Annotated in this window: 7 protein-coding genes and 1 pseudogene; 2 read left to right on the plus strand and 6 right to left on the minus strand. The window is 62.3% G+C overall.

Features of this window, described 5'->3' with window-relative positions; translation table 11 throughout:
• Positions 1-404: 404 nt before the first annotated feature.
• Both AR306_RS01955 and pbpC read right to left on the minus strand, forming a co-directional pair.
• Positions 405-5,357, minus strand: coding sequence for an alpha-2-macroglobulin family protein (locus AR306_RS01955; RefSeq protein WP_240622452.1), 4,953 nt, complete (start codon positions 5,355-5,357; stop codon positions 405-407).
• 41 nt (positions 5,358-5,398) lie between these two features.
• On the minus strand, positions 5,399-7,720 hold the full coding sequence (gene pbpC, locus AR306_RS01960; RefSeq protein ID WP_101495876.1) for a penicillin-binding protein 1C: 2,322 nt from the start codon (positions 7,718-7,720) through the stop codon (positions 5,399-5,401).
• A 181-nt stretch (positions 7,721-7,901) separates the two neighbouring features.
• Between pbpC and AR306_RS01965 the strand changes: the two genes are divergently transcribed.
• On the plus strand, positions 7,902-8,618 hold the full coding sequence (locus AR306_RS01965) for a PIN domain-containing protein (RefSeq protein ID WP_101495877.1): 717 nt from the start codon (positions 7,902-7,904) through the stop codon (positions 8,616-8,618).
• A gap of 191 nt (positions 8,619-8,809) precedes the next feature.
• Here AR306_RS01965 and AR306_RS01975 read toward each other — a convergent pair whose 3' ends face one another.
• Positions 8,810-9,199, minus strand: a complete 390-nt coding sequence (locus tag AR306_RS01975; RefSeq protein WP_101495878.1) for a DUF6858 family protein — start codon at positions 9,197-9,199, stop codon at positions 8,810-8,812.
• Here AR306_RS01975 and AR306_RS13415 point away from each other — a divergent pair.
• Positions 9,198-9,377, plus strand: a complete 180-nt coding sequence (locus AR306_RS13415; protein ID WP_101495879.1) for a hypothetical protein — start codon at positions 9,198-9,200, stop codon at positions 9,375-9,377. The genes AR306_RS01975 and AR306_RS13415 overlap by 2 nt on opposite strands.
• A 29-nt stretch (positions 9,378-9,406) precedes the next feature.
• Here AR306_RS13415 and AR306_RS01985 read toward each other — a convergent pair whose 3' ends face one another.
• The 3 genes and pseudogenes from AR306_RS01985 to AR306_RS13680 all read right to left on the minus strand — a co-directional run.
• The gene (locus tag AR306_RS01985; protein WP_101495880.1) at positions 9,407-9,934 is read right to left on the minus strand and encodes a peroxiredoxin; all 528 of its coding nucleotides are present in this window, start codon (positions 9,932-9,934) and stop codon (positions 9,407-9,409) included.
• A gap of 42 nt (positions 9,935-9,976) precedes the next feature.
• Complete coding sequence (locus tag AR306_RS01990; RefSeq protein ID WP_101495881.1) at positions 9,977-11,329, minus strand: MFS transporter; 1,353 nt, start codon at positions 11,327-11,329, stop codon at positions 9,977-9,979.
• 68 nt (positions 11,330-11,397) lie between these two features.
• A pseudogene (locus tag AR306_RS13680) lies at positions 11,398-11,508 on the minus strand (hypothetical protein); the annotation flags it as partial.
• Positions 11,509-11,593 lie beyond the last annotated feature (85 nt).

Below are 11,593 nucleotides of genomic sequence, written 5' to 3' on the forward strand. Positions count from 1 at the left end.
AACATTGCCCGGCAACGCCGGGCCAATGAGCGGTTACTTGTGCGAATAAATTCGCACCTACATGGAGCGCCGGGATCAAGCCTGGTGTAGGGTCGAATTCATTCGAACACTGCCCGGCAACGCCGGGCGAATGACATACGCTGCAGGGCATCTTCGAACCCTGCTGTGCGAATGAATTCGCACCTACAAGGAGCGCCGGGATCAAACCTGGTGTAGGTTCGAATTTATTCGAACATTGCCCGGCAACGCCGGGCAAATGAGCGGTTACTTGTGCGAATAAATTCGCACCTACATGGAGCGCCGGGATCAAGCCTGGTGTAGGGTCGAATTCATTCGAACACTGCCCGGCAAGGCCGGGCATATGGCCGGTGTTTGTGCGAATGAATTCACACAGTTTTTGTACTCTAACGAATCACAACCCTGTCATCATCTCCCCTGTATTCGGCCTGCCAGTCGGGCCGGTACATCGACTGCACCTGCACCGGTGGCAGCTGGTATTCGCCCGGAGTGACGGCACGGACCAGATACAGCAGCGTGGTTGCCTGCCACGGACCGGCTTCGACAGCGGCAACATAGCGGTCATCCAGCCAGGACTGCATGGCGATGCGTGTCTCCTGCATTTGCGTCTGCCAGCCCTTGAATGTGCTGACATCACTCAGCAACACGCTGCTTTCACCCAAATTCTGGTTTTCCAGCTCGAAGCCGGCCGGCAGCAAGTCCACCACCAGGGCGTCACGCACGGTCTCGCTGGCACTGATCTGCAGCCGCACCAGCAGCAGGTCGCCGCTGGCGAGCTGGCCCAGTTGTGCCGGGCTGCCATCCAGATTGAAATAATCACGTCCGACTTTCAGCACGTTATCCGGCTGCGGGCTGTAGTGCTCCGGATTGCCCCGTGCATTGAGTACCTGATACAGCGCATGTTCGGAATCGTTGGTAACGGTCAGCGGCTGGCGCAGGTCCGCACTGCCAAGGTTGCGGGAAGGCTGCTTCGCTGACAGCTCCAGCACGCGACTGGCTGTTTGCAGGCTGGCCTGCCAGGGCTCGCTGCTGCCCAGACCGGCGCTGTGCAGTGCCATGAAGGCGGCGGCGTTTTCCTGGGTCGACAGCCAGCGCTTGCCGTGAATGGCATCGACCAGTTGCTCCAGCCGTGGGCCGAGCTGGGTATCCGGCAGCAGGCCGTTGCTGTTCAGCGCATGAATCTGCCAGGCCAAGTCGCTCAGCGGACTGCCGTAATCCTGTACCCACAGGTGACGATCACGCTGGAACAGGCCGGCTTTTTGCAATAGCTGCTGGCTGCGCTGACCGTCACCGGACTTGTCCAGCGCCACCGCCAGGTGCACCAGCGCCAGCGGAGTTTTCGCATCGGCAGCCCGGTTGTACAGGGTGCGCAAGGCGCTCAGCGGTACCGGCTGCTGCTGCGACAGCACATAGGCGGCGTAGCTCTGGGTGGCCAGCCGGCTGTGGGCGACATCATCGGTGTACTGGTAGCTGACCAGATAGCCTTCACGCACATAGCGCAGCAGGCGCTCGCGAGCCTTGTCCAGCCGTGCGGCAGACACTTCCAGCCCCTGCCGGCTGGCCTGTTGCAGGAAATCGGTGGCCAGCACGGTATTCCAGGGGATCTCCTCGCCGTTGGCATCCCACATGGCGAAGGAGCCGTCCGGGCGCTGCATGCTCAGCAAGTGCTCGATACCGCTCTGCAACAACTGACGGCGTTGTTCTGTGCTGACCGGCTTGTCGAGCAGTTCCGACAGGCGCTCGGCCGGCAGGTACAGCAGCGGCAACAGGCGGCTGGCGGTTTGCTCGGAGCAGCCATAGGGGTATTCGTACAGCGAGCGCACCAGAGTGGCCAGGCTGGTCATGGGTTGTGTCGACAGGGTCAGGCGGGCGCGAGTACTGCCCGGCAGCCAGCCGTCCAGCCAGTCATCGGCGCTGCTCCAGTGTTCGCCCGGTTGCAGCAGGCGGGTGACACGGCGCGACTGGTCCGGCCAGGGCGAGCGCACATCCAGCTGCCATTGACGTTGCAGGGCGGGCAGGGTTTCGTCCGGCAGTTGCAGGCCATCAACCCTGAGAGCCAGCTGGCTGGTGCCGGTGGCGATTGCCCGTACCGGTAGCGGCAGGCGCTGGCGCTGGCCGGCGGCCAGGGGGAGGGGATCTGGCAGGGTGTCGGACAGCTCCAGCAGGTCACCTGTATCCAGTTTCAGCTGCAGGCTTTGCGGCTGGTCGGTCAGGTTGTGCAGCTCCAGCATCAGCTGGCTGTCATCACCCCGGGCGAGAAAGCGCGGCATGGCCAGCTCGGCCACCAGCGGTGCGGCTACGGTCATCAGCTGTTCGCTACTGGCGAAGCGGTCGTCATCCCAAGCCTGGGCCATCAGCCGTAGCTGGCCGTTGAACTCCGGCAGCGGAAGGCGGGTTTCGGCATAGCCGTCGGCATCCACAGTCAGCACATCGCTTTGCCAGGCGACGATCTGTACATGACTCTTCGGACGATCGCCACCCTGCTCCAGCGCGGCATCACCGCCAAAACGCAGGCGGGCCAGCCCGGCCTTGCCGGCGTCGATCAGCTGGCCGTAAACATCCAGCTGGTCGACGGCATAGGCCTTGCGGCCAAAGAAGCTGTCAAGCGGGTCCGGTGTCTTGAAGCCGGTAATGTTGAGTACGCCGACATCCACCGCCGACAGCAGCACGCGACTGCCGGCCGGAACCTTGCCATCGGCATCACGAACCTTGATGCGCACCAGCTGTTCGCGTCCGGGGCGGGTGCTGTCCGGGGCTTCCAGTTCCAGCTGTAGCGCATGCTTGCTGCGATCCAGCGGCAGGTGCAGTACGCCCACGGCCCGTTTGGCGGTCTGCTCGGCGTTGTGCGCGCCAGACCGTACCACCAGTGCGGTGACATAGAGGTCGTGACGTTTCCAGTCCTTGTCGACGGGAATGCGTATATCCAGCCCGTCGGCCGGCACCTCAATGTTTTGCCACCAGAGCGGGCCGTCGGCCGACTCCACCAGCACATAGCCGGAACCGGCATGGGGTGCTTCGATGCGCACTTTGGCAGTCTCGCCGTTGCGGTAGGCGGCGCGGTCCAGCTTCAGGCGCACCTGATCGGGGCGCACGCCGCCATCCTCGCTGCTGTCCTGCCAGCGGTAGCCGGCCCAGAAGCGCTCGCTGCTGACCAGTCCGGTCTGCGGGTTTTCCACCTCGATGCGGTAAGAGCCCCACTGCACCGGGAATTCGATTTGCGCCGGCGTCTTGCCGTCCAGGCTGATCTGGCGCTGTTGCAGGGTCAGGTTCTTTTCGCTATAGCGGGAGCGCCAGCCGGTCTCTGCCGAGTAGCTCCAGTAATAGTCGCGGCGCTCGCGGATCAGGCGTACCTGCAGGTTGTCGGCGGCCTGCAGTTCCCCTGCGGCATTGGCCAGCACCAGGCTGAAGCTGGCCAGGGAGTTCTCATCCACCCGGTTGTCACTGGTGTAATGGCCACGGATGCCGACCAGCTGTGATGCCGGCCAGACCGCTTGCAGATGGCGGCGGGTGATCGGGCGGCCGCCGGACTCCATCAGGCTGACTCTGGCCACCAGTTCCAGTGGCGAGCGGGCTTCGTCCCACTGGCTTTTCATCTGCAGGTTGGCGTGGCCTTTGTCGTCGGTGAGGACGGCCTTGAAGTCTAGGCTCTGGGTCGGCAGCTTTTCTGTCACCGAGCCGAATTGGTAGCCGGGCAGGACAGGCAGCGCCTCGCGCAGCGGCCGCACAAACAGCTGACCTTGCACCTCGCTGCCGGCGGCAGGTGCGCCATACAGGAAGCGGCCTTCCACCTGGATGTCGAGCGCGGCATCCGGTGTCAGCGGCTGCGTGCTGCCGGACAGTTCGAGTGCCATGCGCTCGGGCATGAAATCTTCCACCTGGAATTCGTGACGCACCTGATTGATGCCCTGGCTGCCGTCCAGATCAACCACCAGTTGCCAGCGGCCGGTCGGTGCGCTGTCGGCCAGTTGCAGCCGGTACTGGTAAAAGCCCGTCTCCTGCGGCTGCCAGGCGAAGCTGCGCAGCTCCTGGCCGTCCGGCGTGAGGATGCGTGCCTGGACCGGCTGCTCGGGTAGCGGCTGGCCATCGGCATCGCGCAGCAGGGCATTGAGCAAAACGGTTTCACCGGGGCGATACAGGTCGCGCGGACCGAATACGAACAGCTGCATGGGACGCTGGGCTGCTCCGTCCAGGCCGGCGAATTCACTCAGGTCCAGTGCACCGCGCTTGAGTGGCAGAAAGCTGGTTTGCCGGCCGCTGCGGGCCAGGGCCAGCGTGGCGTCCTTGTGCAGCGGCAGTTGCAGGTGGCCCTTGTGGTCGGTACTGCCCTCGTCGAGCAGCTGGCCCCTGGCATCCAGCAGCTGGATGCTGATCCCGGTCAGGCTCTTGCCGTCGGCAATGCCCAGGGCGAACAGGTCCAGTGCCTGTGCCGAGCGGTGTGCGGAGAGGCCGATATCGCTCAGGGTGAACAGGGTGGCGGGCTGGGTGTAGGCAAAATTGCCGGCCTGACGCATGACGGCGAAATAGACGCCCGGTTGTTGCAGGGCCTCGATGTCGTTGACCGGCAACAGGCTGCGCTGCTGCACGTTGTCTTCGCCCTGCAGGTCGAAGCGGCCGCTGTAGACCAGACGACCCATGGCTTGCAGGTCGTCGTTGTTCCAGACGGAGAATCCGCTGCTGTCATGACGGGCGATGAAGCCAGGTACCGAGGTATCGTGAATGCGGAAGAAGTCCACATCCACCTCGTTGACGTTGAGCGATTGCACCGGCAGCCCCTGTGCCAGCTCGATCGGCAGCAGTGAACCCTTGCTGGCAAAGCCCAGCATGGGCTCCATGTTGTTGGTGGTCAGCCGGGTCTGGTTGTCCTGTTGCAGCCGGGTTCCGGTGATCGCCAGTAGTCCGGCCTGCACCTCGATATTCAGTCTGTGTTTGGGTGGCAGATGGCGCTGGCGCAGCTCCATGCCGTCATCGCTTAGCACCCAGGCTGGCTCCAGTACGGTGGCTGCCGTCAGGTCATTGATGCTGATGAACTCGGCAAAGGCCTGGCCGGGCTGCAGAGGTACGGAAAAGCTCAGCACCAGCGTCGCTGCTCCGTCCACCTGTTGTTCGGACACATCGACCAGTGTCAGGGGCTGGCCCTGATAGTGGGCGGGATCCGGTCTGGTATCTGTAGCGGACGCGGTGACAACTGCAGTGCCCGTAGCGGCCTTCTTGTCGGGCGTTTCCTGGTTGCAGGCCAGCAGGCTGCCAAACAGCAGGATGGCGAGGAAATGCAGCAGAATTCTGGAGGTGCGGGTGTTGTGCATGGCGGCTTCCTTGGCTGAGGGCACTACTATAACCATGGCCCGATCCGGGCGTCATCAGGAATGATGTCGTAACCGCCTCAGTCCGTGACCGGCAGCACAGTGCTGAATTCCAGCAGGGCGGTCTGGCCGTTGCTGTCGATCACACTGAGCTGCTGTTTGCCGGGGCGGGTGAAGGCGTGCTGGAATGCGGTGCTGCCGTCCGTTTGCTGCAGCGGCCGGCCGTTGAGGAACCACCACAGTCCGCCACTTGCACCTTCGACGCTGAATTCGACGACCAGTTCCTCATGGCTGCGCAGTGGTGGCAAATGCAGCCTGGCGCCAGGCGTGACACCGAGAATGCGCAGCTCGCCGGCCACCGGTTGTGTCACTGGCGGGCAGTCAGTGTTGACCGCAGGCAGGCGGCGGCTGCGGCGTTCGCCGGCCGGCAGCCAGGGCTCCAGCGTGGCCGGCCACAGGGCAATGTCCGTTGGCCGGGCTTGCTGACAGTCGGCGGCCACTTGCCGGCCTTTGTCATCAGTCCAGATGCGCTGCCAAACGGGCTGGGACAGGCCGGCCAGATTCAGGGTTGGCGGGGTGATGCCGTCCAGCGTCCAGGCGATGCGCTGGCGGCGGCAGTTACCGTCATCGGCCGCCAGTGGTTGTCCGCCCGGCCAGCAGATGGCGGCGACACCCACAGCGGGCGGCTGTGACGGATTGCCGGTGAGCCGGCCGGGTTGCTGCGCAAGGATGTCGTACACCTGCAACAGCAGCGGGGTGGCACTGACCTGCCCGTATTGTCCCGGTACCGGCGTGCCGTCGGGTCGGCCAACCCAGACACCGATGACATGACCGTTGCCCACACCCAGAGCCAGAGCATCACGGTGGCCATGGCTGGTGCCGGTTTTCCAGGCAAAGCCCTGCCGGCGTTGTTGTTCCGCGCTGTTGGGCTGCAGGTGGCCGGACAGGATCCGCTGTACCACCCAGGCTGCCCCCGGTGTCGTGAGCGGGCGTGGTTGCAGGGGTGTGTCCGGCTGATAACGCAACGGGGCGGTGCTGCCATTGCGCCCGAGCGCGGCATAGGCACTGACCAGATCCTCCAGTTTTGCTCCGGTACCGCCGAGGATCAGCGCCAGATTGGGAATGCCGTCGCCCGGATACTGCAGGCGAATGCCGGCCTGTTGCAGGCGGGCGTCGAAGCGCTGGCTGCCATAGTGCTCCAGCAGCTGTACCGCCGGCAGGTTGAGCGAGTTGAGCAATGCTTCGCTGGCAGATACCGGCCCGCCAAAGCCGCGGGCAAAGTTGCCCGGCTGGTAGCTGGCATGGTGCCGGGGCACGTCCTGCAGCAGCGACTCGGAGTGGATCAGGCCGTCTTCCAGTGCCAGTGCATAGAGAAAGGGCTTCAGGGTCGAACCGGGCGAGCGCACCGCTTGCACCATGTCGACATGGCCGGAGCGTTGTTCGTCATGCAGGTCCGCCGAGCCGAGATAGGCGCGCACTTCCATACTGGCCGTTTCCGCCACGACAATGGCGGCGGATACCCGCGGCGGCAGACGATGTTTCCAGCTGGCCAGCAGCTGTTCCAGCCGTTGCTGCAGGGCGAAGTCGATGGTGGTTCGGATACGCCCGCTGTGCGGCTGACGCAGGCGGCGAGCCAGCAGTGGAGCCAGTGCCGGTTCCTGACGCGGGGCCAGCCAGATCTCCTCGGCCAGTGCCTCGTCAATCTGCTGTGCCGGCCAGGTAGCGTGCTGGCGCAGGCGCTGCAGCAGTTTGTCCCGCGCCGCCTGCGCCCGTTGTGCATGACGGTCCGGGCGCAGGCGGCTGGGGGCCTGTGGCAGCACCGCCAGCAATGCGGCCTCCGCATGGGTCAGTTCGCTGGCCGGTTTCGACAGATAGGCCCAGCTGGCCGCCGACACCCCTTCCAGCGTGCCGCCAAAAGGGGCGCGATTCAGATAGATTTCAAGGATTTCATCCTTGGAGTGATGCCATTCCAGCTGCAGGGTGCGCCAGATCTGGTGCAGTTTGCCCTGCCAGGTACGGCTGTGCGGTTCGATGATGCGTGCCACCTGCATGCTTAGAGTGCTGCCGCCAGAGACGATACGGCCATGACGCAGGTTGAGCCAGGCGGCCCGCAGCAGCGCGGGCGGGTTGATGCCGGGATGCAGATAGAACCAGCGGTCCTCGTAATCCAGCAGGGCTTGCAGATAGAGCGGCGATACCTCGTCCAGCGTCACCGGATAGCGCCACACGCCCTCGTCATCGGCAAAACGCCAGAGCGGCTGGCCATCGCGTGCCAGCACCACCTGGGCACCACTGGCCTGCACATCCGGCAGCGGGTCCAGCCGGTCCGCCAGCAGAAACAACAGCCAGCACAGCAACAGGAGCAGGGCAGTGCGAAGCGGGAGTTGGCGGAGTCTGGGCATGAGGTGCTGACAGGAATGAAGGCATGACAATGTGAGTATTTAAGACAAAGCTGCACTTTCAACTCATGGGTGCCGGTTTTGTGGAAAACACAAGGCATGGTACTACAGGCACGTTGTGCGATCATGCCGAGTCTGGAATGATGTATCGCCTAAAGTTTTTGTAGCTATTGGAAGGAACGCCATGACACAGGATGATCTGTCCAGCACTGAATATGGTTCACCGGTCATTGTCGAGCATGTAAAGGCATTGCGAATCCTGTTGATCGATTTGGAAAATTGCCCCAATCATATTCAGGAATTGCAGGACAGCCTGCGTGATTATGACAAGGTGATCATCTGCTATGCCAGCACGGGCGCAAAAATTCCGCTGGACTGGTTGATGCCGTTGCACGAAACCATCAGTGCCGGTCATCTGCAAATCCACAAGATGGACAGTATCGGCAAGAATGCTGCCGACTTCGGCATTTTCTTCTTTGCCGGAATGCTGGCGCAGCAGCTTGAGGCGGCAGCAGAATTCACCATTGTTTCGGATGATTCCGATCTGGATCATCTGGTCAGTTTGCTGGAAGGGCAGGGGCACTCTGTTCTGCGCAAAGGCAAAGAAAAGCCAGTGACCAGCCCGCAGCCAATAGCGGAGCCCGCTGTTGTCACACCGGTTATTCGCGATGTTGCCAGTGGTGTGCGCCTGTACTGTGAGCATCTGGAGCGATATAGCGGCAACCGCCCCGCGTCGGAAACCACGCTTAAAAACAGCATCCGTACCCGCATGGGGCAGAATCTGGCCATGACCGAGGCGGTGCTGGAGCAATTGATCAAGCTGAAGGCGCTATCTTTCAACGGCAGCAAGGTGGTGTACCAGTCCACCAAGATTAGTCAGCTGGCGAAAATGGCCGTGTGAGCGCAAGTGAGCGAGAACGGAGTATGTTGAGTTGCGCAGCGGTAGCCGGGCGGTTCGCTTAAAGGCTGTTGTTTGCCTTGGGTGTGCTGCAGCACGGTTTCCAGCTTGTCGAAGGCCTTGGCCAGTCGGGCTTCCTTGAAGGCAGCTTCGCCAGTGCCCGGACGGCATGCCGCAAATGGTTCGGCAAACCGTCAGTCGTTCAGCTCCGTCACCCATTGTTTCAGGGTTTCGTTCATCTGCGGGTTGGGCGCTTCCATAAAGGACACGACAAAACGGTCATTCAGCTCGGTCACGCCGATGGAGCGCGGGCGCACCGCCATGGCCAGGGGTGTGGGCAACTTGATGCCGAAGCAGAACACCAGATGCTTGGCTGCCAGGATGTCGTCAGCAATCTCTCCTTCCGGCAATGCGCTGGTGTGGGCATAGTGATCGAACAGGGCTATTTTGCAGGCCACCGGGCTGGCCTCGACCCTGGCCTCAAGTATTGCCAGAATCTCGTCCACACAGGTAAAACGGGCTTGGGTTTTCAGCAGCTCAAGGCTGAACACCGGGTATTTGTCCATGAACCGGGTAAATTGCATGCGTGTTGCTCCTGAAGGTAAAACAACACTTTATGATTTGGTGATGCATTATGCAATGCGACAAAGGGAACCGCAGGACAAACCGGTGCTGTCGGTTGTGCAAGGCAGCCACTATGAAATGATCTGGAACGGACGACAAGTTTCCAGCGTGAACCGGATTTCGTTGCCCGGCTATTGAGGCGCTCCCGCACAGCAGTCGCCGTGATTTCAGCGCAACCTGGCCACACCCAGCTCGCCGAGCGTAGCGGCCATGTCTTCGGCGGAAGTGGCGGGTTTGACGTCGGTATCGATCTTCAGCACCCGGCCATCCTTGCCGATGTACACCGTATGGCGGCGGGCGAAGCCCAGTGGATGCAGCACCCCGTAGGCACGGGCTACCGACTTGTCCTCATCGCTCAGTAACGGAAAGTCGGCGTCGGTGGATTCGGCGAAACCGATGTTCTTGCTCAGTGGATCGACACTGGCCATGAAGTAGGCCACGTCATATTCGCGGATCAGATGGCCGTTTTCCGCCAGCGACTTGCATTCGATGGTGCAGCCGGAGGTGTAGGCCTTGGGAAACCAGGCCAGCACCACGGCCTGCTTGCCGAGGTAATCGGCCAGGCGGTGAGTCTGTCCGTCGGAGCCGGGCAGGGTGAAGTCCGGGGCTGGCTCACCGGGCTCCAGAGCATTGGCCGGGCTGGCGACAGCGCTCAGCCACAGGCCCAGTATCAGGGTCTTGCAATATCTGAACATGACTTTCTCCTGGTTGATGCCTCGCTACCCGGACAGTGTAACTCAGTGGTTGATATCGACGTCCCTGGTTTCCTTGCCGATGATCAGCGCCAGCAGCGTGAGCAGGGCCATGCAGGCAAGATAGATGCCGACCAGCAACGGGCTGCCGTCACCCATGCCCCATAACCAGACCGCGATGAACGGTGCTACGGCGGCGCCAAGGATCGAGGACACATTGTAGGAAATGCCCGAGCCGGTATAGCGCACATTGGTCGGGAACAGTTCGGGCAGCAGCGCGCCCATCGGACCGAAAGTCATGCCCATCAGGCTGAACCCCAGCACCAGCCAGAGCATCACGCCAACGAATCCCGCCGATAGCAGCGGCACCCACAGCAGGCCGAACAGGATGATGCCGAGCGTGACCAGAATCAGCGTCTTGCGCCGGCCCAGACGGTCTGCCAGCAGGCCGGACAGCAGGGTGAATATGCCGAAGAACACCACGCCGAAGATCAGCATCAGCACGAAGTTGTTGTAGCTGTAGCCCAGCCCGCCCAGCTGGCCTGTGGCTGGTTCGAGCGGTGCGCGGCCATAGCTCAGTGAGAAGGTGGTCATCAGGTAGAACAGCACATAGGTGGCCAGCATGTAGAAGGTGCCGAGGATCAGCTCGCGCCAGTTCCGGCGTACCACTTCACCCAGCGGCAGCTTGACCACCTTGCCGGTGGACACAGCCTTGGAGAAAGCCGTGCTTTCCACCAGGTTCAGGCGAATCCACAGGCCGATGATTACCATCACCGCCGAAAACAGGAAGGGGATGCGCCAGCCCCAGTCGAGAAAGGCGTCCGATGGCCGTGACGGGTTATCCGATGGCAGCACGGCAGCGACGATCAGGAACAGGCCGTTGGCGATGATGAAACCCAGTGGCGCACCCAGCTGCGGGAAGGTACCGAACAGGGCGCGCTTGCCAGCGGGGGCGTTCTCGGTGGCGACCAGTGCCGCGCCGGACCATTCACCGCCAATGGCAAAACCCTGGGCCAGGCGCATGATCACCAGCAGCAGTGGTGCCAGCCAGCCGATGGCATGGTAGGTAGGCAGCAGGCCGATCAGGAAGGTGGCGATACCCATGGTCAGCAGGGCATAGATCAGCGTGGTCTTGCGCCCGATCTTGTCACCCAGGTGGCCGAAGAATACTGCACCCAGCGGACGTGCAATCATGGCTGCACCGAAAATGGCGAAGGACGCCAGCAGCGCTACCCTCTCGTTACCCGGCGGAAAGAACAGGTAGGGGAAGACCAGCACGGCTGCGGTGGCATAAACGTAGAAGTCGTAGAACTCGATGGTGGTGCCGACCAGGCTGGCAAACATGACGCGGGAGCGTGAGTTGGCCGGAGCTGGCGCGGAAGTGATGGATTGGGACATGGGGCAGGCAACGTTTCAAATGGATGGAAGGCCGCTGCCGGGTGCGGCGCGGGCAGTGATTGTATGCAAGACCGGGGCGCGGCGCCATCCTTGGCCGGTTTCCAGCCTTTTTTGTCCTGCTTGATACGGCGGGCAGCCAGTGCTTGATCGCTGACCAGCAGCTGGATTGTGGGCATGTCACGCTATTTCTGTAGACGTTCAATTGCGCTTTTTGCTATCTTCAGACGAGCGTGCAAAAATAACACTTTATCAAGATGGAGGTCA

The sequence above is a fragment of the Thiopseudomonas denitrificans genome (genome assembly GCF_002866065.1).
GTDB classification, from domain to species: domain Bacteria; phylum Pseudomonadota; class Gammaproteobacteria; order Pseudomonadales; family Pseudomonadaceae; genus Thiopseudomonas; species Thiopseudomonas denitrificans.

Coding starts and splice junctions, on each gene's coding strand:
- AR306_RS01955 (WP_240622452.1), bottom strand. CDS start 5,357: ATGGTTATAGTAGTGCCCTCAGCCAAGGAAGCCGCCATGCACAACACC.
- AR306_RS01965 (WP_101495877.1), top strand. CDS start 7,902: ATGACACAGGATGATCTGTCCAGCACTGAATATGGTTCACCGGTCATT.
- pbpC (WP_101495876.1), bottom strand. CDS start 7,720: ATGCCCAGACTCCGCCAACTCCCGCTTCGCACTGCCCTGCTCCTGTTG.
- AR306_RS13415 (WP_101495879.1), top strand. CDS start 9,198: ATGCGTGTTGCTCCTGAAGGTAAAACAACACTTTATGATTTGGTGATG.
- AR306_RS01975 (WP_101495878.1), bottom strand. CDS start 9,199: ATGCAATTTACCCGGTTCATGGACAAATACCCGGTGTTCAGCCTTGAG.
- AR306_RS01990 (WP_101495881.1), bottom strand. CDS start 11,329: ATGTCCCAATCCATCACTTCCGCGCCAGCTCCGGCCAACTCACGCTCC.
- AR306_RS01985 (WP_101495880.1), bottom strand. CDS start 9,934: ATGTTCAGATATTGCAAGACCCTGATACTGGGCCTGTGGCTGAGCGCT.